This window comes from Streptomyces sp. NPDC048523 (assembly GCF_043199815.1).
GTDB lineage: Bacteria > Actinomycetota > Actinomycetes > Streptomycetales > Streptomycetaceae > Streptomyces.
In genome coordinates this window covers 36,676-59,912 of record NZ_JBICWQ010000011.1, presented here as the reverse complement: position 1 = coordinate 59,912, position 23,237 = coordinate 36,676, and the positions used below count along the sequence as shown (strand labels likewise).

Below are 23,237 nucleotides of genomic sequence, written 5' to 3'. Positions count from 1 at the left end.
GATTTCCGATGCCCCCCATAAGCTCGAGAACCCCTGCCAAAACTTGACGCATGCTCATCTTCAATCCCGGGGATACCGGCGGTAACGTCCGGCCACACCCCCCGTCGGTTGGAGCTGCCATGCCTCGACGCGCCTCGCGCACCGCACTCGACAGACTGAGAACTCCCGGCACACTCACCGGGTTCCTGAAGTCCGCATCCATATGCGTCCTGATTGCCGGTCTTTTGTCCCCGCTTGCCCAGACCGCGTCGGCCGCCGAGGTCACAGCGGCGAACGACTACTGCGGCGGCCAGTGTTCCGACATCCTGCCGCCCGGCGAGAACGGCAACGCGACCCTCGCGCAGGTCCTCCTCAACCAGGCCTTCGGCACCCAGCCCGACCACGCCGAGGACCAGCTCGGCCCCTACGCCAACCTGGCCAAGGGGTACCCCGCACTCACCAACTCCACCATCAACACGTTCTTCAACGACGCGTCGTTCGGGGTCCCGTCCGATCAAGTCGCCTCCACCCTGAGCCCCGCCGGCCGCACCGACGTGACGATCGTCCGTGACAAGAAGACGGGCGTGCCGCACATCACCGGTACCACCAGATACGGCACCGAGTTCGGTGCGGGCTATGCGGCGGCCCAGGACCGGCTGTGGCTCATGGACGTCTTCCGGCACGTCGGCCGCGGCCGGCTCACCGCCTTCGCGGGCGGTGCCGCCTCCAACCAGGGCCTGGAGCAGCAGTTCTGGCGCAACGCGCCCTACAGTGAGGCCGATCTCCAGGCGCAGATCGACAACGCGGTGGCGACCAACGGCGCCCGCGGCCAGCAGGCCCTCGCCGACGCCAACGCCTACCTCGCCGGCATCAACTCCTACATCGACGCCTCCGACAGCGGCCGCTACTTCCCCGGCGAGTACGTCCTGACCGGCCACAAGGACTCGGTCACCAACGCCGGCACCATCGACCACTTCAAGATCACCGACCTGGTCGCGCTGGCCTCCGTCATCGGCTCCCTGTTCGGCTCCGGAGGCGGCGGCGAGGTCAACAACGCGATCTCGCTGCTGGCCGCCCAGCAGCGGTACGGCGTGACGAAGGGCACCGAGGTCTGGGAGTCCTTCCGCGAGCGCAACGACCCCGAGGCGGCGCTCACCGTCCACAACGGCGAGAGCTTCCCGTACGCCGCCAAGCCCGCGAACCCGCAGGGCGAGGCGCTGCCCGACGCCGGTTCGGTGAGCACCGAACCCCTGGTCTACGACGCCACGGGCACCGGCGCCGACCAGAGCGCGAGCGCGGCCTCCGCCACGGCGACCGCGAACGCCCTCAGCTCGGCCAAGCGCGGCATGTCCAACGCCCTCGTCGTCAGCGGGAAGTACACCGCCAGCGGCCACCCGGTCGCGGTGTTCGGACCGCAGACCGGCTACTTCGCCCCTCAGCTCCTGATGCTCCAGGAGATCCAGGGCCCGGGCATCAGTGCCCGCGGCGCCTCCTTCGCGGGCCTGAGCATGTACGTCGAACTCGGCCGCGGCCAGGACTACTCGTGGTCCGCCACGACCTCCGGCCAGGACATCATCGACACGTACGCCGTCGAACTGTGCCAGGACGACTACCACTACCTGTACCACGGCACCTGCACGGCCATGGAGAAGATCGAGCAGAAGAACTCCTGGGCCCCGACCACGGCCGACGGCACCGCCGCGGGGTCGTACACCATGAGGGTCTGGCGCACGAAGTACGGGCCGGTCGAGTACCGGGCGACCGTCGGCGGCAAGAAGGTCGCCTACACGACCCTGCGCTCCTCCTACCTCCACGAGGCCGACTCGATCATCGGCTTCCAGATGCTGAACGACCCGGACTACGTCAAGAGCCCGGGCACCTTCCAGAGCGCGGTGCAGCACATCAACTACACCTTCAACTGGTTCTACGCCGACTCCACGCACACCGCGTACTACAACAGCGGCAACAACCCCGTGCGCGCGTCCGGCGTCGACGCCGAGTTCCCGGTGTGGGCGCAGACGGCGTACGAGTGGAGGAACTGGAACCCGACGACGAACACCGCCGACTACACGCCGGCCTCCGCGCACCCCAACTCGATCGACCAGGACTACTACATCTCCTGGAACAACAAACAGGCGCTCGACTACGCGACGGCCTCCTGGGGCGACGGGTCCGTGCACCGCGGCAATCTGCTGGAGGACCGGGTGAGGAAACTGGTCGCCGCGGGCGGGGTCACCCGGGCCTCGCTGGTGAAGGCCATGGCGGACGCCTCCCTCGCCGACCTGCGCGCCGAGGACGTCCTCCCGGACCTCCTCAAAGTGATCAACAGCTCGACGGTCACCGACTCCACGGCCGCGGCCGCGGTGACCAAGCTCCAGACGTGGCTCACGGCAGGCGGCAAGCGCACCGAGACATCGGCGGGTTCGAAGAAGTACGCCGACGCCGACGCGATCCGCATCCTGGACGCGTGGTGGCCGCTGCTGGCCAAGGGCATCTTCGAACCGGGCCTCGGCACCGGCCTGTACACCGCCCTCCAGGCCAACCTGCCCGTCGACGAGTCCCCGTCGGCCGCGCACGGACCCACCGGCGCCCACGCGGGCAGCTCCTTCCAGTACGGCTGGTGGAGCTACGTCGACAAGGACGTCCGCACGGTGCTCGGCGAGAGCGTGCGGGGTCCGCTGGCGGACAAGTACTGCGGCGGCGGCAGCCTCGGCGCCTGCCGGGACATCCTGATCAGCACCCTGAAGACCGCGGCCGGCAAGACCGCGGCCCAGGTCTACCCCGGCGACGACCTGTGCTCGGCGGGCGACCAGTGGTGCGCCGACTCGATCGTGCAGCGCACCCTGGGAGGCATCAAGCACTACAACATCGGCTGGCAGAACCGTCCGACCTTCCAGCAGGTGGTGGAGTTCACCTCGCACCGGTAGAAGTACCGGCCGACGTACGGCAGTTGGCGGCGGGTCACCGGATACGGCCCGCCGCCAGCACCAGTCGGGCCAGCTCGCGGTGGCAGATGTCGCTGTGGGCGCCGGCGGGTGGTCCGCCGCGTCTGACGACGGGCGCCGCGTCGACGTTCACGCAGCCCTTCGCGGGCAGCCGCCCGAGAAGAGCGTCGGCGAGGCCGACGGACGACGTGCCCGGCACCGCCTGCACCCCGTCGTAGCCCATCGCCCCCCACTTGGCGCCCAGGGTCCGGCCGAGGTCGAAGCCCGCCACGCCCCGGGCGTCACCCGCCATGCGCGAGGCCAGCGGATACAGGGTGCCGAGTGCCGAGTCATGGCGGGAGAAACAGCACACGAGGGGCCCGTCGACGCGGTTCTGCTGCCCCTGGAGCACGCCCCCCGCGCGTGTGTCGTGCGGCAGCCGGGTCGCGAACGCGTAGTGGGAGAAGGCCCCTTGGAGCAGCGTGACGGACTTGACCGACCGCACCCCCTCCGGCAGCCCGCGCAGCGCGAACGACACCAGTCGCCCGCCGAAGCTGTGCCCCACGAGGTGCACCCGCACCCCGGGCGCCGCCTTCGCGAGCTGCCCGACCACGGGCCCCAGCCCGCGCTCTCCGACCGTGCCGGCACGCCGCTTCATCGCGTAGTACGTCCCCTGCCGCAGCAGTTCGTGCCCCCCGTCCCAGGGGTTGGGAATCGTGAACGCCTCTGCCCCCTCAGGTGATTCGAGACCCGCGAGAGCCTGCGCGAACTCCTCGCACACGGCCGCCGCGGACCCGGCGAACATCTCCGGCTCGTCCTGCGGCACGCCCTCCGCCAGGGTGTCCGCCCCGAACAACGCCTGCGGCCCTGGCGGTACGACCTCCACCAGCAGCCGCACCAGCCGCCCGAACTCCTCCAACTCGGCTTCCTCGCGCGGCTGCTGGTCCAGCAGCCGGGCCAGCTGGTCGATCACCGTGGCCCGGCCCGGGAAGGTCTCGAGGAGCGCGTGCCGGGTGTCCTTGTCGAGCACCGGACGCGGCGGCATCTCGGCGGCCACCGCCCGCGGGAAGTCCGGGATCGGCTCGTCCGAGAACCGCATCGAGGGCCATACGACCCCCACGTACCCGAGTCTCGCGGCCGGCGCGAGCTCCGGGAACGGTTCGAAGAAGCGGCTGTAGAGCCGGGTCGCGCCCGAGCGGTCACTGTTCCAGCCGTGCGAGAGGACGACCAGGTCCCTGACACCCCGGCCCGCCACCTCCGCGAGCAGCCGGTCCCGCCGGCCGGTGTCCGGGTCGCCGTCCGCGTCGAACGTCAGCTCCCAGTACGGCGTCACACTCATCGCCGGATCCGCCATCACCGACCCCCTCGTCCCCCGTGGTGGTGCGCATCGTCCTGCTACGGGGCGAACTTCGCCATACTCCACGGCTCATCCGTAGAGGAGGTAATTCCTTCGAATCCGCCGGAAGGCGCTCAGCTCCTGCCGCCAGCCCGCCACCACCTCGTCGGTGTCCGCACCGGCGTCGATCATCGTGCGGACTCGGGCGGAACCGGTGAGCTTGTCGATCCAGTTGTCCGGGCGCCAGGCGAACCCGGACCAGGTCCTCCTGGCGGTCACGAGCAGAGCGATGCCGGTGCGGACGGGGTCGTACGCCGCCCTGTCGTGGACGTGGATCTGTACCCCGCCGACCGTTTTGCCTTGGAACTTGGAGAAGGTCGGGGTGAAGTAGGCCTCCCTGAAGTGCACCCCCGGCAGGCCGAGTCGGTTCGCGGCGGCGGCCCAGCGGCCGTCCAGGCCCTCCGCGCCCAGCAGTTCGAAGGGGCGGGTGGTACCGCGGCCCTCGGAGAGGTTCGTGCCCTCGAAGAGACAGGTGCCGGAGTACACCAGAGCCGTATCGGGGGTCGGCATGTTCGGGCTCGGGGGGACCCAGGGCAGGTTCCAGGCGTCGTAGAACTCCGAGCGCCTCCAGCCCGTCATGAGGACCGTGTCCAGGGGGACGGGGGCGGGAAGGAACTCGCCGTTGAAGAGACGGGCCAGTTCGGCGACGGTCATGCCGTGCGCCTGGGAGATGGGCTGCCTGCCCACGAAGGTCGCGAACTCCCTGTGCAGGACCGGGCCCAGGGCCGCGCGGCCGGTGACCGGGTTCGGGCGGTCCAGCACGACGAGGCGCCTGCCCGCGAGCTGGGCCGCCTCCATGCAGTCGTACAGGGTCCAGATGTACGTGTAGAAACGGGCGCCGACGTCCTGGATGTCGAAGACGATCGTGTCCACGCCGGAGGCGGTGAAGATGTCGGCGAGGGGCCGGCCGCTCTTCAGATACGTGTCGTAGACGGGCAGGCCGGTCGCCGGGTCGTCGTAGCGGCCCTCGGAGCCGCCGGCCTGGGCGGTGCCCCGGAAGCCGTGCTCGGGGCCGAAGACGGCGGTGAGGTTCACCCTTTCGTCGGCGTGCATCACGTCCACGATGTGCTGAACGTCCCGGGTGACACCGGTGGGGTTGGTGACGATGCCGATACGCTCGCCGCGGAGCTGTTCGTAGCCGGATGCGGCCAGGTTCTCGAAACCGGTTCGTCTGTGGCGGCGGGCCGCCTGGGCGGGGGGTGCGGAGGTCAGTGACGCCGTTGCCGTTGCTGCTGCCAGCAGGGTTCGTCTGGATGGGCGCATGAGGTGCACGGTAGGCGCTCCCGCGGGTTGTGGGGAGGTTCCGCTCACCCTTTCCTTGGACATACCGACCGGTTAGTCTGGCCGTGCAGTCGAGCCGCAGTCGAAGGAGACCGATGGTGGAAGCCCTGCAGGGTGCCGGAGTGGTTGTGACCGGGGCGGGAGGTGGCATCGGGGCCGCGCTGGCCCGCCGGTTTGCCGCGGAAGGGGCCCGGGTCGTCGTGAACGACCTCGACGCCGGCCGCGCGAAGGCCGTGGCCGAGGAGATCGGGGGCATCGCCGTCGCCGGGGACGCCTCCGCCGTCGTCTCCGACGCCCTCGACGCGCTCGGCGGCACCGTAGAGGTCTACTGCGCCAACGCCGGTGTCGCCTTCGGCGGCGGGAACGCCGACGAGCCGCTCGACGAGACCGGCTGGGCCGCTTCCTGGGACGTCAACGTCATGGCACACGTCCGGGCCGCCCACGCACTGCTTCCGGGGTGGCTGGAGCGGGGGAGCGGGAGGTTCGTGTCGACCGTCTCCGCCGCCGGGCTGCTGACCATGATCGGGGCGGCTCCCTACGCCGTCACCAAGCACGGGGCGTACGCCTTCGCCGAGTACCTGTCGCTGACGTACCGGCACCGGGGGATCAAGGTGCACGCGATCTGTCCGCAGGGAGTGCGGACCGACATGCTCGCCGCCACCGGGACCGCGGGGGACCTGGTGCTCAGGCCCACCGCCGTCGAGCCGGAGGACGTGGCCGAGGCCCTGTTCCGGGGGATCGAGGAGGACCGGTTCCTGATCCTGCCGCACCCGGAGGCCGCCGAGTACTACCAGGCGCGGGCCGCCGACCCCGACCGCTGGCTGGTCGGCATGAACCACCTCCAGCGCAAGTGGGAGGAGACCCGATGAGCGAGTCCCGCTACGCCGCCAAGCCCTGGCTCGGTCTGCTCAGTGAGGCCCAGCGCGGGCCGATCGAGCCCGACGACTCCCTGGTGCACGCACTGCGGCGGGCCGTCGCCGAGGCGCCCGAGCGGCCCTTCCTCGCCTACTTCGACGGGCGGCTCGGCTACCGTGAGGTCGACGAGCTCAGCGACTCCGTCGCCGGGCATCTCGCCGCTCGCGGGCTGGAGCGCGGGGACCGGGTGGCGATCCTGCTCCAGAACTCGCCCCTGTTCGTGCTCGCGCTGCTCGGCGCCTGGAAGGCGGGCGCGGTCGTCGTGCCCGTCAACCCCATGTACAAGTCGGGGGAGGTCGGCCATGTCCTGCGGGACGGCGAGGTGGCCGCGCTGATCTGCTCCGACCGGGCCTGGGAGTCGTATCTGCGCGAGACGGCGGCGGACTCGCCGGTGCGGATCGTGCTGACCGGGTGCGAGCTGGACTTCCAGAGCCGCGGCGACGCGCGCGTGCTCACCTTCGAGCGGCTGCCGCAGGCCGAGGACGCCGACGACCTGGTCGCCGTCGCCGGGGCCGGGCACAAGGCGCCCGAAGGACGGGACGTCACGCCCTCCGACATCGCGCTGATCAGCTACACCTCGGGGACGAGCGGCACGCCCAAGGGCGCCACCAACACGCACGGCAACATCATGTACAACGCCGAACGGCAGCGCACCGGGCTCGGGCTGCCCGAGGCGCCCGTGTACTTCGCGCTGGCGCCGCTGTTCCACATCACCGGGATGGTCTGCCAGCTCGGGGCGTGTCTGGACAGCGTGGGCACGCTCGTGCTGGCGTACCGCTTCGAGGCGGGGGTGGTCCTGGACGCCTTCGCCGAGCACCGGCCGCACTACACGGTCGGCCCGTCCACCGCCTTCATGGCGCTGGCCGCCCACCCGGACGTCACCCGCGAGCACTTCTCGTCCTTCGTCAACATCTCCTCGGGCGGGGCCCCGCTGCCGCCCGCCCTGGTGGAGAAGTTCCGGGCCGGTTTCGGGCCGTACATCCGCAACGGCTACGGGCTGACCGAGTGCTCCGCTCCCTGCGCGTCCGTGCCGCCGGAGCGGGAAGCGCCCGTCGACCCGGTGTCCGGGACACTCGCCGTGGGGGTGCCGGGGCCCGAGACGGTCGTACGGATCGTCGACGAGAGCGGCGCCGAGGTGCCCTTCGGCGAGCAGGGCGAGATCGTCGTGCGCGGGCCGCAGGTGGTGCCCGGGTACTGGCGGCGGCCGGAGGCGACCGCCGAGACCTTCCCGGACGGCGAGCTGCGCACGGGTGACATCGGGTTCATGGACTCGGAGGGCTGGCTGTACGTCGTGGACCGCAAGAAGGACATGATCAACGCGTCCGGCTTCAAGGTGTGGCCGCGCGAGGTCGAGGACGTGCTGTACACGCATCCGGCGGTGCGCGAGGCGGCCGTCGTCGGGGTGCCCGACGGGTACCGCGGGGAGACCGTCAAGGCGTACATCAGCCTCCGTCCGGGTGCCGAAACCGACCCCGGTGCGCTCGCCGCGTACTGCAAGGAGAGACTGGCCGCCTACAAATACCCGCGGCAGGTGGAGATCCTGCCCGACTTGCCGAAGACGGCCAGTGGGAAGATCCTCCGTCGGGAACTGCGTTCCCGACCGCACGACGGCGAATGACCTCTCGAAAGGCAGGTGGCGGCACAGTGCCCAGGACGACGGACGGAGACGGTACGCCCGTCCCGCAGCGGCTGCTGGCCGCCGCCACCCGGCTCTTCGCCGAGCAGGGCTACGACCGCACCTCCGTGCAGGAGATCGTCGAGGCGGCCGGCGTCACCAAGGGGGCGCTGTACCACTACTTCGGCTCCAAGGACGACCTCCTGCACGAGGTGTACGCGCGCGTGCTGCGCGTCCAGCAGGAGCGCCTGGACGCGCTCGCGAACGCCGACGAGCCGATCGAGAAGCGGCTGCGGGCCGCCGCGGCGGATGTCGTGGTCACCACGATCGAGAACCTCGACGACGCGATGATCTTCTTCCGCTCGATGCACCACCTGAGCCCCGAGAAGAACAAGCAGGTGCGGGCCGAGCGGCGGAAGTACCACGAGCGCTTCCGCGCGCTCATCGAGGAGGGCCAGGAAGCGGGCGTCTTCTCGAAGGCGACCCCGGCCGACCTCGTCGTGGACTACCACTTCGGATCCGTCCACCACCTGTCGACCTGGTACCGCCCGGACGGCCCGATGAGCCCGCAGGAGGTCGCCGACCACCTGGCCGACCTCCTCCTGCGGTCCCTGCGGCCGTAGAGGGCCTCCTAGAGGTACTTCTTCAGCTCCCGGCGCGCGAGCGAGCGCTGGTGCACCTCGTCCGGGCCGTCCGCGATCATCAGGGTGCGGGCGCCGGCGTACAGCTCGGCCAACGGGAAGTCCTGGCTGACTCCGCCCGCGCCGTGCAGCTGGATGGCCCGGTCGATGATGTCGACGACCGCGCGGGGCGTGGCGATCTTGATGGACTGGATCTCGGTGTGGGCGCCCCGGTTGCCGACCGTGTCCATCAGCCAGGCCGTCTTCAGGACCAGCAGGCGGAGCTGTTCGACGGTCACGCGCGCGTCGGCGATCCAGTTGTGGACCACGCCCTGCTGGGCCAGCGCCTTGCCGAAGGCCGTGCGGGAGACGGCCCGCCTGCACATCAGCTCGATCGCCCGCTCGGCCATGCCGATCAGCCGCATGCAGTGGTGGATCCGGCCCGGCCCGAGGCGGGCTTGGGCGATGGCGAAGCCGCCGCCCTCCTCGCCGACCAGGTTCGAGGCCGGTACGCGCGCGTGGTCGAAGATCACTTCGGCGTGGCCGCCGTGGGAGTGGTCCTCGTAGCCGAAGACCTGCATCGCGCGCTTGACCGTGACACCCGGCGTGTCCCTGGGGACCAGGATCATGGACTGCTGGCGGCGGATGTCCTCGCCGTCCGGGTCGGTCTTGCCCATCACGATGAAGATCTTGCAGTCCGGGTTCATCGCCCCGGAGATGTACCACTTGCGGCCCGTGACGACGTACTCGTCACCGTCCCGCTCGATGTGAGTGGTGATGTTCGTGGCGTCGGCGGACGCGACCTCCGGCTCGGTCATCGCGAACGCCGAGCGGATCTCACCGGCCAGCAGCGGCTCCAGCCACTGCTTCTTCTGCTGCTCGTCGCCGAACTGGCTCAGCACTTCCATGTTGCCGGTGTCGGGCGCGGCGCAGTTCAGCGCGGTGGGCGCGAGCTGCGGGGAGCGGCCGGTGATCTCGGCGAGCGGGGCGTACTGGAGGTTGGTGAGGCCGGCGCCGTACTCGGCGTCGGGCAGGAAGAGGTTCCACAGGCCCTGGCGGCGGGCCTCGGCCTTGAGCTCCTCGACCACGGCCGGGGTGTCCCACGGGGAGGCCAGCAGGGCGCGCTGCTCCTCCGCGACGGCCTCGGCGGGGTAGACGTACTCGTCCATGAAGGCGAGCAGCTTGGCGCGCAGCTCCTCGGTGCGCGCGTCGAACGCGAAGTCCATGCGGATCAGCCTTCCTGGATGCCGTCGTGAAGCGTGGTCAGACCGTGCTGGATGAAGACCGGGACGAGGTCGCCGATGCGGTCGAAACCGCGGCCGACCGTCTGGCCCCGGGTGTAGCGGTAGTGGATGCCCTCCAGGATCACCGCGAGCTTGAACCAGGCGAACGCCGTGTACCAGGACACCGCCGAGACGTCCCGCCCGGAGCGCTCGGCGTACCGCGCGACCAGTTCGGCCGGATCCGGGTGGCCCGGGGCCTCGGCCGTCGTGGAGACCGGGGAGTCGGACATGCCCAGCGGCAGGCTGTACATCACCAGCAGGCCCAGGTCGGTGAGCGGGTCGCCGAGGGTGGACATCTCCCAGTCGAGGATCGCCTTGATGCGGTCGTCGTCGCCCATCAGGACGTTGTCGAGCCGGTAGTCGCCGTGCACGACCGTGGCCGTGGGGGACTGCGGGAGACGGCGGCCGAGGGTCGCGTGCAGCTCGTCGATGCCGTCCAGGTCGCGGTTGCGGGAGGCGTCCAGCTGCTTGCCCCAGCGGCGCAGCTGGCGGTCCAGGAAGCCCTCGGGGCGCCCGAAGTCCGCGAGCCCGACCTCCGCCGGATCCACCGCGTGCAGCTCGACCAGGGTGTCGACCAGGGACAGCACGGCGTCGCGGGTGCGCTCGGGCCCGAGGGGGGCGAGCTGGTCGGCGGTGCGGTACGGGGTGCCCTCGACGAACTCCATGACGTAGAAGGGCGCGCCGAGCACCTCCTCGTCCTCGCACAGCAGGACCGGATCAGGCACCGCCACGTTGGTGGGATGCAGGGCGCTGATGACCCGGTGCTCGCGCTTCATGTCGTGCGCGGTGGCCAGGACATGGCCGAGCGGGGGCCGTCGCACGACCCACTTCGCGGTGCCGTCGGACACCGCGTACGTGAGGTTCGACCGTCCGCCCTCGATCAGCCGGCCGGTCAGGGGGCCCTGCACGAGGCCCGGCCGCTCGCGGTCGAGGAGGCCGCGCAGCCGGTCGAGATCGAGGCCTGGCGGATGGTCGGGGCTCATCAGGGCTCCTTACGCGCGCGTGAACGGGTCCCGACCATCATGCCGACTGGTCGGTATGTCGTCCAGGGGGAGGGGGGAACGTGATCGGGCCCACGATAGGCCGACAGCTCCCCGGTCGGTGCGGCGGGGAGCCGTCGGCGGTGCTTCTCGGCGTTCTCGGCGTTCTCGGTGTTTCTCGGTCAGGTCAGTGGTCGTCCCAGTGCCCCTCGTGGGCGGCGTGCCGGTGGCCGTCGTGGACGTAGTCGACGTGGTCGCCGTGCAGGACGCTCTCGTGTCCGCAGTCCTGGCCGTGCCGGTGCTCGTGACCGTCGTGCGCGACATGTCCGCCGGATTCGCACTCGTCCCAGTGGCCCTCGTGCTCGCGGTGCAGATGACCGTCGTGCGCGTAGTCGACGTGGTCCTCGTGCGGCACCTCGGTGTGTCCGCAGTCCGGGCCGTGGGTGTGCGCGTGCGAGGCGTGTTCGTGGTGGAGGGTGGTCATGGTGCTCACCTTCGAAGCGACGGACGATGACGTCGGACAGGCTGTCACGCGAAAGGTGCGTATGCGGATATTCGGGCCTGCGTGGCGAACGGGTACCCCGCAGGGGGAGTACGGGCGGGCCCGGGTATGGGGCGCCGAGCCGCTCAGAGGACCAGCGCCGCCCCGCACACCGCCATGGCCACCGTGCACAGGACCGCCGCCGTGGCGTGTCGCGGGGCGAGGGCCCCGGGGGTGTCCGACGAGGTCAGGGTGCGGATGCGATGGTGGGCGAGGGAGAGGAGGCCCAGCCAGAGGGCACAGCACAGGGCGCAGGCGACGAGTGTGGCGGGGGTCGGACCGCCGTGCAGGGCGGTCTTCGCGGCGAGTACGGCGGCGACGGTGCCCGAGAGGGTCGTACGGCGCCAGGCGAGCCGGGTGCGTTCGGGCTGGAGTCCCGGGTCGCGCTCCGCGGCGGCGCTCTCGCTCATCCCTCCCACCCGGTGAGCACGACCACGACCATGGCCACGGCCACCACGGCGACCACCAGGCCCAGCAGTGCCGGGAACCGCGACACCGGCAGGTCCTCGCCCCGGCGCATCGCCCGCTCGCACCGCACCCAGTGGTTGACCGCCCGCAACGAGCACAGCACGCCCGCCGCGAGCAGCGCGAGCGCCAGTCCGGCCCGCCAGCCCCAGCGCAGGTCCGGCAGGAACTGGTCCACGGCGAAGCCGCCGCCGATCAGCGCGAGCGCGGTGCGCAGCCAGGCCAGAAAGGTGCGTTCGTTGGCCAGCGAGAACCGGTAGTCGGGGGTGCGGCCCTCCTGCCGAACCTCCTCGGGGGCGAACCAGACGCGGACGTTCCGTGCGAAATCGATCACGCGCACGAGCCTATCCGCAGGGTTCCCGAGTGACGTGGTCCGGGCCCCGCTCAGCCCATCGACCGGTACGCCTTGAGCCGCTCGTAGGCCGCCAGCCCGTCCGGTACCCACTCCCAGTCCCGCAGGCGCAGCTCCACCTCGTCCTCCGGCAGGAAGTCGTGCCAGGCGACCTCCTCGACCTGGGGGCTGACCGGGAGCTCGCAGCGGACCTCGTAGACCGCGGACCACCAGGTCCGGCCGGCGCCGTCGTCGTAGAGGAACTTGAAGAGGAACTCCGGGCGGGGCAGCCCGCTCACGCCGAGTTCCTCCTCGGCCTCGCGCAGGGCCGCGTCGTCGTAGGCCTCGCCGGCGCCGACCACTCCGCCGACGAACATGTCGTAGAGGGACGGGAAGACCAGCTTGGTCGGGGTGCGACGGTGGACGAAGAGGCGGCCCTCGGCGTCCCTGGCCTGGATGAAGACACAGCGGTGACGCAGGCCTTTGACGTAGGCCTCGCCGCGCGGGGACTGGGCGACGACGTTGTCGTGCTCGTCGACGATGTCGAGGATCTCGTCAGCAGCGCTCATGTCCCCCATCCAAGCAGGGCGGCAGCCGGGCGGGGGTGGGCATGCACGCCGGGGGCGCACCGGCTCGGGGAGCGCCTTCATGCGGGGGTACGCACCGTTGCGGGGGCGCACCCGGGCAGGGGTCCGCCACCGAGGAGAGGCCCGCCTCCACACTGCAGCCGGGAACCCGGACTCAAGCAGACGCACGCATCCACGCAGGCACCTACCTCACGCAGGGACCGCATCCACGCGGCGCCCCACGTCCCCGCCGGCGCGTGTCTCAGCTCGGCTGGAGGTCACGCGTAGGTTCCGACTGGGAGGCTCCGGCGGGCATCGCGGGGTGCATCCCCAGCAGGACGATGCCCGCGACGACCGCCGCGAGCCCCAGCGCCTCCCAGGTCAGCGCGGCGGTGTCGGTGCGCAGCCGGTCGCCCAGGAAGCCCACCCCGCACACGATCCCCGCGAGCGGCTGGGCCGCCGTCAGCGCGGGCAGCGACATCCGCAGCGGCGCGGTCTCGAACGCGCTCTGCACCAGGACGAGCCCGGTGACACCGAGGGCCAGCACGGCGTACGGCTGCCAGCCGGTCAGCAGCTCCGCGAGGCCGCCCTCGGAGAAGCGCTGGCCGCTGACCCGGGTGAGGGCGTCCTGGACGCCGTACAGCAGTCCGGCCGCCAGGGCCAGCAGGACCGGGCCCCAGCTGAGGCGGGAGCGCTTGGCGTAGGTCGTGAGGAGCAGGGCGAGGCCGACCATGACGCCGATGATCAGCCAGTGGCGGAAGGGGTCGGTCACCGCCGTACCGCCGCGCGGCTCGCCCGCCACGATGAACGCGCTCACCCCGCCCGCCAGCAGTACGAGCCCGGCCCAGCCCTGCCGGCCCAGCGGCTGTTTCGTCTGCTTGCGGGAGAGGGCCAGGGCGAAGAGGAGGTTCGTCGCGAGCAGGGGTTCGACCAGGGAGACCTCGCCCTGGCCCAGCGCGATCGCGCCGAGGACCATGCCGACCACCATCAGGCCGATGCCGCCGAGCCAGCGCGGCACCTTCACCAGGTCGAGGAGCAGCCGGGGCGAGAGGAAGTCGCTCAGCGGGGCCTGACGGGCCGCGTTCTGCTGGAGCACGAAGCCGAAGCCCAGGCAACAGGCAGCGCTCACGGCGAGAGTCAGAACCAGAACCGACACGCTGCGTACCTCGATCGTCCGGCCGGGCGGCGGGGTGGTAGTCGCCGACTTTAGCGTCCCAGTGTCCGGCTTGCCCCTGGGAGTACCCGGATTCGGGCCGTCGACTCGGCCACCGAACCATTCTCGGCGGCGGGTGTCCTGTCATGGTGCGGTGCGGGGGAGGCGGACGCCATGGCGTACGCCACAGCGGCGGCCCTCGACCCGGCCCCACCAGCATCGCGTCGTCACAACTTCCTCTCAAGTATGGAGAGTTGACGCGTGTAACGTGCCTTCGGCCCTTGACGCAAACCATTGGCGGAGGGTTGGCTGTGCGTGATCAGTCGATGGCGGTGCGAATCGGCCCCCTGGACCTGCCCACATCGCCTGTCAGCCTGCCCGCATTCCGCCCAGGCACCCCCTTCCGCCCCACCAGCATCTCCTCCACCCCACGGCCCACCACATCCTCTGCCAGACAGACGCCCCGCCCAGATGCCCGCCCCGCCCCACCTGCACCCGCCCCACGCACCCCCCGCCACGCCCCACCTTCCGTGAGGAAGACCCACACGGTGTCCCCGCCCCCACCCCCCTTCGGCCGCAGTCGGAAACGCGCCTCCCAGGCCTTCGACGCGGCCCTCGACGACGCCGAACTCATCGACGCACGCGCCGCGTTGGCGCAGGGCAGGTGGCAGGCGGTCCGGGCGCTGCTCACCCGGACGGGTGACGACTGGGACCGGCGGGGCCACCGGGTCACGGTGCTCGCCGCCGAGCCGTACACCGAGGCCTGGGCCAGGGACTGGCTGGTGGCCGAGCCGGACGCCGCCGACGCCGCCGTACTGCTCGCCCTTGCCCTGGTCCAGCGCGTCCGGCGGGGCAAGGGGAAGCCCGCCACGGCCCGCGAGGCCTGCCGGACCGCGGCCCGGCTCGCGCCCGCCGACCCCACCCCCTGGCTCGGCCTGCTCCTGCTGGAGCGCGACCTCGGGGCGGCGGACGAGGTCGCCGACGTCTTCGGCGAGATCCGGCAGCGGTACGCCGACCACCACCACGCCCACCATCTGATGGTCGCCCGGCTCGCCGAGCGCCGTGCCGAGACGGGCACAGACCCGCTGCACGAGGTCTACGACTTCGCGAACTGGGCCGCCGAGCAGGCCCCCGCCGACTCACCCCTGGCGATCCTGCCGGTCATCGCGCACGCCGAGCGCTACCGCGCCCTGGCCGCCGCGGGCCACGAGCCGCCCGACCCCGCCGCCTCCGCGCACTGGACCGGACGCCGGGCCCGGCAGGTGATGAAGGCGGCCTTCGACTGGTGGCTGGAATGGGAGCACGAGGGCCACCCCCGCCGCCTGGTCGACCTCAACTTCCTCGCCCACGCGAAGGTCTGCGAGGGCCGCAGCGCCGAGGCCGCCGCCCTCTTCCACCGCATCGGCGAACGCCCCACCCCGGCCCCCTGGTCCTATCCGGACCGCGAGCCGTACTCCGCCTTCCGTGCCGCCCGCGACCACGCGCTCGGCACGGTGTGACACCCCCGAACCCCAGAAGGACGGTCCCCATGACCACCGAGAGTTCCAGCAAGAGCAGACCAGGCATCAGTACGTTCAAGGGGCAGGACCGCGCCCTGCGCGCCGGCCGCCTCGGCACCGGGGGCCTGCTGCTCTCCGTCCTCGCGGCGACCGCGCCCCTCATGGTCGTCGCAGGTGTCATGCCCACCACATTCGCGGTGATGGGGATCGTCGGCCAGCCCCTTCTCTACGTCGTCCTCGGCGTGGTCCTCGTCCTGTTCAGCGTCGGCTACGCCGAGATGAGCCGGCACGTCCACAACGCCGGAGCCTTCTACGCCTACATCTCCCGCGGCCTCGGCGGCACGGCCGGGGCGAGCGCGGCCCTCGTCGCCCTGGTCGCCTACAACGCGCTCCAGGTCGGCATCTACGGCATCTTCGGCTTCGAGGTCTCCGGGCTGTTCGCCACCTACACCGACCTGTCCGTGGCCTGGTGGATACCCGCGCTGGTGGCCGCCCTGGTCGTCGGCGCGCTCGGCTGGCTCAAGATCGACGTCAACGCGCGCGTGCTCGGTGTTCTGCTGATCGTCGAGGTCGCCCTGGTCGTCATCTTCGACATCGCCGCCGTCGCCGACCCCGCGGCCCAGGGCCTGTCCCTGCACGCCTTCAACCCGGACACCCTCAGCGGCGCCGGCGTCGGCACCGCCCTGTGCTTCTGCATCGCCGCCTTCCTCGGCTTCGAGCAGGCACCCGTGTACGCCGAGGAGACCAGCCGCCCGCACATCCTGGTGCCGCGCGTGATGTTCCTTGCCGTCGGCGGCGTCGCCATGTTCTTCGCGCTCAGCAGCTGGGCCCTCACCGTCGCCACCGGACCCTCGGCGATCGTCTCCGAGTCCCAGAAGCAGAGCGCCGGACTGCTCTTCGGGCTCACCGAGTCCCGCCTCGGCGGCACCTTCACGGACATCCTGCACGTCCTGTTCGTGACCGGCATGTTCGCGGCCATGCTCAGCTTCCACAACGTCGTCGCCCGCTACGCCTTCGCGATGGGCCGCGAGGGCCTGCTGCCCGCCGCCTTCGGCCGTACCAACAGCGCGAGCGGCGCGCCCGGCACCGGCTCGCTGCTCCAGACCGCCGTGTCCGTGGTGGTCGTGGCCGTCTTCGCGATCGCCGACGACAAGCCCACCGGCGACCCGACCGTGCCGGTCCTGCACCTGTTCACCTGGTTCGGCAACATCGGCTCCCTCGGCGTCATCGTGCTGATGGCGGCGGCCTCCGCGTCCGTCATCGTCTTCTTCGTCCGGCGCGGCGCGGCCGGCGCCCAGGCCTGGCGGCTGGTCACCTCGGCCCTGGCGGGGATCGCCCTGCTGGTGATCGCCGTGTACACCGTGAAGGACTTCGACGTCCTGGTCGGCGCGGGCCCGGGGTCCTCGCTGAGCTGGGTGCTGCCCGGCATCATCGGGCTGGCCCTGCTGGTGGGCGTGGCCCAGGGACTGCTCCTGAGGGCCCGCAGGCCCGAGGCGCACGCCCGCATCGGGCTCGGCAACGAGGCGTTCCAGCTGGAGAAGGCGGCCGGGGAGACGTCGTAACCCCGCGCACCCTCCGCACAGGCCTCCACGCACCGGATGCTCGCTGAGATCCGGGTGAGAAGTGGTTACGGAAGTCTGACGAGCACCCGCGAGTCCTGGTCCCGCAGGCCTCGCGGGTGTTCGAATGAGTAGGTGAACTCCGAACAGCCCGAGGAGCAGCGCGGTACGCCCATCGGCCGCCGTGTCCTCCTCGGCACCCTCGGCCTGGGCGCGCTCGGCGTGGTCGCCGCGCCCACCCTGCAACGCGGTCTGGAGGCCTTCCTCGGCAGCGCCGCCGACAAGGACCCCACCGGTCTGACGGGCCTGCTCCCCAACGGCGGCGGCTTCCGCTACTACTCGGTGACGTCGTCGGTGCCGCACAAGAACACCGAGAACTACCAGCTCAAGATCGACGGGCTGGTCTCGCGCCCGCGGACGTACACCCTGACCGATCTGCGGGCCATGCCCCAGACCCGGCTGGTCAAGGACGTGCAGTGCGTGACGGGCTGGCGGGTCCCGGACACGCCCTTCGAAGGCGTACGGCTCTCCGCGCTCCTGGACGCCGCCGGTGTGACCGCCAAGGCGGGCGCCGTCCGCTTCACCTGCTTCGACGGGGCGTACTCCGAGAGCCTCACCCTCGACCAGGCCCGCCGCCCGGACGTCCTGGTCGCCCTGCGCATGCAGGACAAGGACATCGGCCACACCCACGGCGGCCCGGTCCGCCTCTACGTCGCGCCGATGTACTTCTACAAGTCGGCCAAGTGGCTGTCCGGCATCACCGTCACCGAGGACGTGGAGCCGGGTTACTGGGAGGACCGGGGCTACGACGTGGACGCCTGGGTGGGCCGATCGAACGGGCGGGACGATGACCCTACGAGTTGACGCGCCCTCGCAGACACGCGTCCGGCGCTTCGGCCGCAGCCAGAAGTGGGTCCACCGCGCGACCGCCGCGCTGATGGGCGTGTGCGTGGTGACGGCGGCCTTTCTGTACATCCCCCAGTTCGCCGAACTCGTCGGCCGCCGTGAGCTGGTGGTCCGGGTGCACGAATGGGCGGGCCTGGCGTTGCCGCTCCCGGTCCTCCTGGGCCTGGCCTCCCGCGCCCTCCGCGCCGACCTGGGCTTCCTGAACCGCTTCGGCCCGCACGACCGGGTCTGGCTGCGGGCCGCGTTGCACCGCGACAAACGCCGGGCATCCCGTCCGGCGGGCAAGTTCAACGCGGGCCAGAAGGTCTACGCCGCCTGGATCGCGGGGGCGAGCCTGGTCATGCTGGGCACCGGTCTGCTGATGTGGTTCACCCACCTCGCCCCGATCCAGTGGCGCACCGGCGCGACCTTCGTCCACGACTGGCTGGCCCTCACCATCGGCGTCGTCCTCGCGGGCCACATCGGCATGGCCCTCGGCGACCCCGAGGCCCGGCGGGGGCTGCGGACGGGGTCGGTGAGCCGGGAGTGGGCGGAACGCGAACACCCCCTGTGGCGGCCGTAGGCCGACAGGGGGCGCCGCAGCCGCCGTACGCCTAGATGATCAGCGAGAGGAGCAGGACCAGACCGCCCGCGACCACCGAGATGATCGTCTCCATGATCGACCAGGTCTTGATGGTCTGGCCGACGCTGAGGCCGAAGTACTCCTTGACCAGCCAGAACCCGGCGTCGTTGACATGGCTGAAGAAGAGCGAGCCGGCGCCGATGGCGAGGACGAGCAGGGCCGTGTGGGTCGTCGACATGTTCGCGGCGAGCGGCGCGACCAGGCCGGCCGCGGAGACCGTGGCCACCGTCGCGGAGCCCGTCGCCAGGCGGATCGCCACCGCGATCAGCCAGGCCAGCAGCAGGGCCGGGATCGACCAGTCCTCGGATATCTCCAGGATCATCTGTCCCACACCGGAGTCGATCAGGGTCTGTTTGAAGCCGCCGCCCGCGCCGACGATCAGCAGGATGCCGGCGATGGGCGCGAGGCCCTTCTCGACGAGCGGGGTGAGGCGCTCCTTGCCGAACCCGGCGGGGCGCAGCAGCGTGAAGATGCCCACGAGCACCGAGACCAGCAGGGCGATCAGCGGGGAGCCGATGACGTCGAAGACGCGCTGCGCGGTGTGGTCGGGGTCATCGATCACGACGTCGACCAGCGCCTTGGACAGCATCAGGACGACCGGGAGGAGGATCGTGGCGAGGGTGGCACCGAAGCCCGGGCGCTTCTCCAAGTCCTCCGAGGCACGCTGCGGGACCATCCGGTCGGGCGCCGGCACGTCCACCCAGCGGGCCGCGACCTTCGAGAAGAGCGGACCGGCGACGATCACCGTCGGGATGGCGATCAGCACACCGAGCGCGAGGGTCACACCGAGGTTGGCCTGCACCGCGTCGATCGCCACCAGTGGGCCCGGGTGGGGCGGGACCAGACCGTGCATCACGGACAGGCCGGCGAGGGCCGGGATGCCGATGCGCATCAGGGAGTAGTTGCCGCGCTTGGCGACCATCAGCACGACCGGGATCAGCAGCACGACGCCGACCTCGAAGAACAGCGGCAGACCGATCACGGACGCGATCAGGACCATCGCCCACGGCATCGAACGGCCGCCCGCCTTCGCGAGGATCGTGTCGACGATCTGGTCGGCGCCGCCCGAGTCGGCGAGCATCTTGCCGAGGATCGCGCCGAGGGCGATCAGTACGCCGACGCCGGCGACCGTGGTGCCGAGCCCGGTGGTGAAGCTGGTGATGGCCTTGTCGAGCGGTGCCCCGGCGACCGCGCCGAGCACGAGCGTGCCCAGGGTCAGCGCCAGGAACGCGTGGAGCTTGAACTTGGTGATGAGCAGCACGATGACGGCGATGCCCACCAGGACGGCGATGCCCAGCTGAGCGTGACCGGCCGAGGTGATCGGCTCCGGTGCGTCCGCTGCCAGCATCTCGACGCTGAGTCTGGTCACGGGGGTTCCCTTGCAGGTACGGGGGATGTCTTCGGGAAGGGGGATGAAAAGGGGTGTTACGGGAGCTCGGCGAGCGCCTTCGCGGCCCGCCCGGTGATCTCCTCCGGGCTGCCGGAGACGTCCACCACGACCCCGGCCTCGTCCTCCTGGAGGGGCTGGAGCGTGGCGAACTGCGAGTCCAGCAGGGTGGTGGGCATGAAGTGCCCCTGCCGGTGCGACATCCGGCCCTCGATGACCGAGCGGTCGCCCGCCAGGTGCACGAAGACGACCCCGGGCGCCTCGGCCCGCAGCCGGTCCCGGTACGACCGCTTCAGCGCCGAGCAGCTGACCACCCCGCCGAGCCCCGCCCGCCCGTGCGCCCAGGAGCCGATGGCGTCCAGCCACGGCCACCGGTCGTCGTCGGTGAGGGGGGTGCCGGCCGACATCTTGGCGATGTTGGCCGGCGGGTGGAAGTCGTCACCCTCGGCGTACGGGACGCCGAGCCTGGCCGCGAGCAGGGGACCGATCGTGGTCTTCCCGGTGCCCGCGACGCCCATGACCACGACGACCTTCGGGGTACTCATCACTGCCTCACTGTCCGCTGTCTTCGTCGACACCTTGGATGCGTTGATGCGAGCAACTGAAACCGATTAGGTAGGACTAATTCAAGACCCTGTGACGATTAAGTCTGACTTTTTCTTGGTGTGACGTGCCCCGTACTCTGAGTGCATGAGCACATTGGGCCGGGGGCTGCACGGACGCGTACTGGAGGCCCTCGGACCGGCGATCACCGCGGGCGAGTACCCGCCCGGCAGCGTTCTGCGCACCGACGAGCTCGCGCAGCGTTTCGACGTCTCACGCTCGGTGATGCGCGAGGCGGTCCGGGTCCTGGAGTCCATGCACCTGGTCGAGTCCCGCCGCCGTGTGGGCGTGACGGTGCGTCCGAAGGCCGAGTGGAACGTGTACGACCCCCAGGTCATCCGCTGGCGGCTGGCCGGCGCCGACCGCCCGCAGCAACTGCGCTCACTGACCGTGCTGCGCTCGGCGATCGAGCCGGTGGCGGCGGCCCTCGCCGCGAAACACGCGACCGCCGAGCAGTGCGCCGAACTCACCGAGTGCGCGCTCGGCATGGTCGCCAACTCCAAGGGCCACCGGCTGGAGGGCTACCTCTTCCACGACATCGCCTTCCACCGGGTGATCCTCAACGCGTCCGGCAACGAGATGTTCGCCCGCCTCGGTGACGTGGTCGCCGAGGTCCTCACGGGCCGCACCCGCCACGAGGTCATGTTCGAGGACCCCGACCCCGCCGCCGTCACCCTCCATGTCCGGCTCGCCGAGGCGATCCGCGCGGGCGACGCGGGCCACGCGGAGGCGCTGACCCGCGAGATCGCGGAGGGCGCGCTCCAGGAGCTGGACATCCTCGCGCCGTAGATCAGTCGAGGAACTCCCCGTCGACGTACACCCAGGCTCCGTCGACGCGCTCGAAACGGCTGCGCTCGTGCAGCGAACCACCCCTGAAGGAGGCGCGGAACGTCACGGTGCCCGCGCTGTGGAACGCCGAGCCGTCCCCCGTGCCGAGGATCTCCAGGCCGGTCCAGCGCATGCCCGCGTCGAGGTCCAGTGAAGCGGGCCGCGTCCGTGGGTGCCAGGTGCGCAGCAGGTAGTCCCGCTCCCGCTTCACGAAGGCGCTGTAGCGCGACCGCATGAGCGCCTCGGCGGTGGGCGCCGCCGACTCACCCCGGTGGAAGCGGCCGCAGCAGTTGTCGTACGTCTCCTCGAGGCCGCAAGGGCAGTGCGGCCGTTGCCGGGAGGCGCGCCGGGTCACGGCTGCACCGTGCCGGAGTTGGTGGGCGGATGCGCCGGCCGTGCCGGTATCACCGTAGGCAACGGCGGCAGCGCCGTGCCGTACACCCACGCGTCGAACAGTCCGTCCAGCGGCTCCTCCGCGAACCGGTTCACATGGGCGGTGAACGTCGAGGTGGTCACGGCCCCGCCCCGGTGCAGCCCCGCCCAGCCGCGCAGCATCCGGAAGAACGCCTCGTCGCCCATCGCACAGCGCACCGCGTGCACGGTGAGCCCGCCCCGCTCGTAGAGCCGGTCGTCGAACATCGACTTGCGGCCCGGGTCGGCCAGCCGCAGGTCCTGGGGGAGCGAGGACAGCAACCGGTGTGCCGCGGCCGCCAGTTGCTGTGCCGTACGGCCCCCCGAGCGCTCCGACCACAGCCACTCGGCATACTTGGCGAACCCCTCGTTCAGCCAGATGTGCCGCCAGTCCGCGATGGACACGCTGTTGCCGAACCACTGGTGCGCCAGCTCGTGCGCGACCAGCCGCTCCCAACCCCGGGCGCCGTCCACGTGGTTGGCGCCGAACAGCGACAACCCCTGCGCCTCCACGGGCACATCGAGCTCCTCCTCCGTGACGACGACGGCGTACTCGTCGAACGGATACGGCCCGAACAGCTCCTGGAACAGCTCCATCATCTGCGGCTGCCGCGCGAAGTCCCGCGAGAACTCCGGCAGCAGATGCGCCGGGATGTGCCCGTGCTGCGGCACCCCGCCCGGACCCGGGTCGCCGAGCAGCACCGTCTGGTACTTGCCGATCGACAGCCCGACGAGATAGCTGGAGGTGGGCGCGGCCTGCTCGTACACCCAGGTCGTCGTGGACGCCTTCGCCGTACGGGTCAGCAGCCGGCCGCCCGCCACGACCGCGTAGGCGGAGGGCGTGGTGATCGAGATCTGGTACGACGCCTTGTCCGCGGGCCGGTCGTTGCACGGGTACCAGGACGGCGCCCCGATCGGCTGGCTCGCCACCAGCGCCCCGTCCTCCAGCTCCTCCCAGCCGAGCCCGCCCCAAGGGCTGCCGACCGGCTTGGGGTTGCCCGACCAGTGCACCTCGACCGTGAACGCGGCCCCGGACCGCACCGGCTTCGCGGGCCGCACCCGCAGCTTCCCGCCCCGGTGCGTGTAGTGCGCGGGACGGCCGTCCACCCGCACCCGCCCGATCTTGAAGTCGGAGAGGTTGAGCATGAACTCCGGGAGCGGCGAGCGCCCCGCTATGGCGTTGATCCGGGCGCTCCCGGCCAGCCGGTTCGGGGCGGGGCGGTAGTCCAGCGCGAGCTCGTAGCGGTGCACCCGGTACCGGGCGTCACCGTGGTCCGGGAAGTACGGGTCCGGACCCGCCGCCTGCTGAACTGCCACTGCCGCTTCTGCTCCCTGCGCTGCGTTGCCGCTCGGATTCGCCGGTACACCGCTCA

Annotated in this window: 22 protein-coding genes; 9 read left to right on the top strand and 13 right to left on the bottom strand. The window is 71.2% G+C overall.

The features are described from left to right. The first annotated feature begins 119 nt into the window (after positions 1 to 119). Positions 120 to 2,906 (top strand): penicillin acylase family protein, encoded by a 2,787-nt coding sequence (locus tag ACGFWE_RS38055; protein WP_393604744.1) that lies wholly within the window; start codon positions 120 to 122, stop codon positions 2,904 to 2,906. Between the two features lie 34 nt (positions 2,907 to 2,940). Here ACGFWE_RS38055 and ACGFWE_RS38050 read toward each other — a convergent pair whose 3' ends face one another. Together ACGFWE_RS38050 and ACGFWE_RS38045 are read right to left on the bottom strand one after the other, a co-directional pair. Further along, positions 2,941 to 4,257, bottom strand: coding sequence for a serine-threonine protein kinase (locus ACGFWE_RS38050; protein ID WP_393604742.1), 1,317 nt, complete (start codon positions 4,255 to 4,257; stop codon positions 2,941 to 2,943). 72 nt (positions 4,258 to 4,329) lie between these two features. Next, positions 4,330 to 5,562 carry an exo-beta-N-acetylmuramidase NamZ domain-containing protein gene (locus ACGFWE_RS38045; protein ID WP_393604740.1) on the bottom strand — a complete coding sequence of 411 codons (1,233 nt, stop codon included), beginning with the start codon at positions 5,560 to 5,562 and terminating at the stop codon, positions 4,330 to 4,332. Between the two features lie 113 nt (positions 5,563 to 5,675). On the opposite strand from ACGFWE_RS38045, the gene ACGFWE_RS38040 reads away from it, so the two are divergent. The 3 genes from ACGFWE_RS38040 to ACGFWE_RS38030 are packed head-to-tail and all read left to right on the top strand — an operon-like array spanning position 5,676 to position 8,733. After that, positions 5,676 to 6,449 (top strand): SDR family oxidoreductase, encoded by a 774-nt coding sequence (locus ACGFWE_RS38040; protein ID WP_393604738.1) that lies wholly within the window; start codon positions 5,676 to 5,678, stop codon positions 6,447 to 6,449. Further along, entirely contained in the window at positions 6,446 to 8,113 is a 1,668-nt protein-coding gene (locus ACGFWE_RS38035; RefSeq protein WP_393604736.1) for a class I adenylate-forming enzyme family protein, read from the top strand. Before ACGFWE_RS38040 ends, ACGFWE_RS38035 begins: the two co-directional genes overlap by 4 nt. A 26-nt stretch (positions 8,114 to 8,139) precedes the next feature. Beyond that, the gene (locus ACGFWE_RS38030; protein ID WP_352390921.1) at positions 8,140 to 8,733 is read left to right on the top strand and encodes a TetR/AcrR family transcriptional regulator; all 594 of its coding nucleotides are present in this window, start codon (positions 8,140 to 8,142) and stop codon (positions 8,731 to 8,733) included. Between the two features lie 8 nt (positions 8,734 to 8,741). Here the strand turns inward: ACGFWE_RS38030 and ACGFWE_RS38025 are convergent, their stop codons facing one another. The 7 genes from ACGFWE_RS38025 to ACGFWE_RS37995 form a co-directional block, all read right to left on the bottom strand. After that, positions 8,742 to 9,956, bottom strand: coding sequence for an acyl-CoA dehydrogenase (locus ACGFWE_RS38025; protein ID WP_393604734.1), 1,215 nt, complete (start codon positions 9,954 to 9,956; stop codon positions 8,742 to 8,744). A gap of 5 nt (positions 9,957 to 9,961) precedes the next feature. Next, on the bottom strand, positions 9,962 to 10,996 hold the full coding sequence (locus ACGFWE_RS38020) for a phosphotransferase family protein (protein WP_393604732.1): 1,035 nt from the start codon (positions 10,994 to 10,996) through the stop codon (positions 9,962 to 9,964). Between the two features lie 184 nt (positions 10,997 to 11,180). After that, a complete protein-coding gene (locus ACGFWE_RS38015) occupies positions 11,181 to 11,477 on the bottom strand; it encodes a hypothetical protein (RefSeq protein WP_352390924.1) in 297 nt (98 codons plus the stop codon). 143 nt (positions 11,478 to 11,620) lie between these two features. Further along, complete coding sequence (locus ACGFWE_RS38010; RefSeq protein ID WP_352390925.1) at positions 11,621 to 11,944, bottom strand: DUF202 domain-containing protein; 324 nt, start codon at positions 11,942 to 11,944, stop codon at positions 11,621 to 11,623. Continuing rightward, on the bottom strand, positions 11,941 to 12,333 hold the full coding sequence (locus ACGFWE_RS38005; protein ID WP_393604730.1) for a YidH family protein: 393 nt from the start codon (positions 12,331 to 12,333) through the stop codon (positions 11,941 to 11,943). Before ACGFWE_RS38005 ends, ACGFWE_RS38010 begins: the two co-directional genes overlap by 4 nt. Before the next feature lie 50 nt (positions 12,334 to 12,383). Continuing rightward, positions 12,384 to 12,899 (bottom strand): NUDIX domain-containing protein, encoded by a 516-nt coding sequence (locus tag ACGFWE_RS38000; RefSeq protein ID WP_352390927.1) that lies wholly within the window; start codon positions 12,897 to 12,899, stop codon positions 12,384 to 12,386. A gap of 259 nt (positions 12,900 to 13,158) precedes the next feature. Next, entirely contained in the window at positions 13,159 to 14,052 is an 894-nt protein-coding gene (locus ACGFWE_RS37995) for a DMT family transporter (RefSeq protein ID WP_352390928.1), read from the bottom strand. A 545-nt stretch (positions 14,053 to 14,597) separates the two neighbouring features. Between ACGFWE_RS37995 and ACGFWE_RS37990 the strand changes: the two genes are divergently transcribed. The 4 genes from ACGFWE_RS37990 to ACGFWE_RS37975 all read left to right on the top strand — a co-directional run bounded on the left by ACGFWE_RS37990 (position 14,598) and on the right by ACGFWE_RS37975 (position 18,575). Then, the gene (locus ACGFWE_RS37990) at positions 14,598 to 15,548 is read left to right on the top strand and encodes a hypothetical protein (RefSeq protein ID WP_393604874.1); all 951 of its coding nucleotides are present in this window, start codon (positions 14,598 to 14,600) and stop codon (positions 15,546 to 15,548) included. 29 nt (positions 15,549 to 15,577) lie between these two features. Next, positions 15,578 to 17,110 carry an APC family permease gene (locus tag ACGFWE_RS37985; protein ID WP_393604727.1) on the top strand — a complete coding sequence of 511 codons (1,533 nt, stop codon included), beginning with the start codon at positions 15,578 to 15,580 and terminating at the stop codon, positions 17,108 to 17,110. 132 nt (positions 17,111 to 17,242) lie between these two features. Next, on the top strand, positions 17,243 to 17,971 hold the full coding sequence (locus ACGFWE_RS37980; protein ID WP_352390930.1) for a molybdopterin-dependent oxidoreductase: 729 nt from the start codon (positions 17,243 to 17,245) through the stop codon (positions 17,969 to 17,971). Continuing rightward, positions 17,955 to 18,575, top strand: a complete 621-nt coding sequence (locus ACGFWE_RS37975) for a cytochrome b/b6 domain-containing protein (protein ID WP_393604725.1) — start codon at positions 17,955 to 17,957, stop codon at positions 18,573 to 18,575. Before ACGFWE_RS37980 ends, ACGFWE_RS37975 begins: the two co-directional genes overlap by 17 nt. A gap of 31 nt (positions 18,576 to 18,606) precedes the next feature. Here ACGFWE_RS37975 and ACGFWE_RS37970 read toward each other — a convergent pair whose 3' ends face one another. After that, entirely contained in the window at positions 18,607 to 20,004 is a 1,398-nt protein-coding gene (locus ACGFWE_RS37970; protein WP_352390932.1) for a gluconate:H+ symporter, read from the bottom strand. A 56-nt stretch (positions 20,005 to 20,060) separates the two neighbouring features. Continuing rightward, complete coding sequence (locus tag ACGFWE_RS37965; protein WP_352390933.1) at positions 20,061 to 20,567, bottom strand: gluconokinase; 507 nt, start codon at positions 20,565 to 20,567, stop codon at positions 20,061 to 20,063. A gap of 145 nt (positions 20,568 to 20,712) precedes the next feature. Here ACGFWE_RS37965 and ACGFWE_RS37960 point away from each other — a divergent pair, with 145 nt between their 5' ends. Beyond that, positions 20,713 to 21,414 (top strand): FCD domain-containing protein, encoded by a 702-nt coding sequence (locus tag ACGFWE_RS37960; protein WP_352390934.1) that lies wholly within the window; start codon positions 20,713 to 20,715, stop codon positions 21,412 to 21,414. 1 nt (position 21,415) lies between these two features. On the opposite strand, the gene ACGFWE_RS37955 is transcribed toward ACGFWE_RS37960, so the two are convergent. After that, the gene (locus ACGFWE_RS37955) at positions 21,416 to 21,808 is read right to left on the bottom strand and encodes a YchJ family metal-binding protein (RefSeq protein WP_352390935.1); all 393 of its coding nucleotides are present in this window, start codon (positions 21,806 to 21,808) and stop codon (positions 21,416 to 21,418) included. Continuing rightward, positions 21,805 to 23,181, bottom strand: coding sequence for a M1 family metallopeptidase (locus ACGFWE_RS37950; protein ID WP_393604722.1), 1,377 nt, complete (start codon positions 23,179 to 23,181; stop codon positions 21,805 to 21,807). The genes ACGFWE_RS37955 and ACGFWE_RS37950 overlap by 4 nt, the downstream gene beginning before the upstream one ends. Positions 23,182 to 23,237: the final 56 nt, after the last annotated feature.

Bases quoted from the DNA above. Each gene is read 5' to 3' on its own strand.
- ACGFWE_RS38055 (WP_393604744.1), top strand. From the start codon at position 120: ATGCCTCGACGCGCCTCGCGCACCGCACTCGACAGACTGAGAACTCCC.
- ACGFWE_RS38050 (WP_393604742.1), bottom strand. From the start codon at position 4,257: ATGGCGGATCCGGCGATGAGTGTGACGCCGTACTGGGAGCTGACGTTC.
- ACGFWE_RS38045 (WP_393604740.1), bottom strand. From the start codon at position 5,562: ATGCGCCCATCCAGACGAACCCTGCTGGCAGCAGCAACGGCAACGGCG.
- ACGFWE_RS38040 (WP_393604738.1), top strand. From the start codon at position 5,676: ATGGTGGAAGCCCTGCAGGGTGCCGGAGTGGTTGTGACCGGGGCGGGA.
- ACGFWE_RS38035 (WP_393604736.1), top strand. From the start codon at position 6,446: ATGAGCGAGTCCCGCTACGCCGCCAAGCCCTGGCTCGGTCTGCTCAGT.
- ACGFWE_RS38025 (WP_393604734.1), bottom strand. From the start codon at position 9,956: ATGGACTTCGCGTTCGACGCGCGCACCGAGGAGCTGCGCGCCAAGCTG.
- ACGFWE_RS38020 (WP_393604732.1), bottom strand. From the start codon at position 10,996: ATGAGCCCCGACCATCCGCCAGGCCTCGATCTCGACCGGCTGCGCGGC.
- ACGFWE_RS38015 (WP_352390924.1), bottom strand. From the start codon at position 11,477: ATGACCACCCTCCACCACGAACACGCCTCGCACGCGCACACCCACGGC.
- ACGFWE_RS38010 (WP_352390925.1), bottom strand. From the start codon at position 11,944: ATGAGCGAGAGCGCCGCCGCGGAGCGCGACCCGGGACTCCAGCCCGAA.
- ACGFWE_RS38000 (WP_352390927.1), bottom strand. From the start codon at position 12,899: ATGAGCGCTGCTGACGAGATCCTCGACATCGTCGACGAGCACGACAAC.
- ACGFWE_RS37985 (WP_393604727.1), top strand. From the start codon at position 15,578: ATGACCACCGAGAGTTCCAGCAAGAGCAGACCAGGCATCAGTACGTTC.
- ACGFWE_RS37975 (WP_393604725.1), top strand. From the start codon at position 17,955: ATGACCCTACGAGTTGACGCGCCCTCGCAGACACGCGTCCGGCGCTTC.
- ACGFWE_RS37965 (WP_352390933.1), bottom strand. From the start codon at position 20,567: ATGAGTACCCCGAAGGTCGTCGTGGTCATGGGCGTCGCGGGCACCGGG.
- ACGFWE_RS37960 (WP_352390934.1), top strand. From the start codon at position 20,713: ATGAGCACATTGGGCCGGGGGCTGCACGGACGCGTACTGGAGGCCCTC.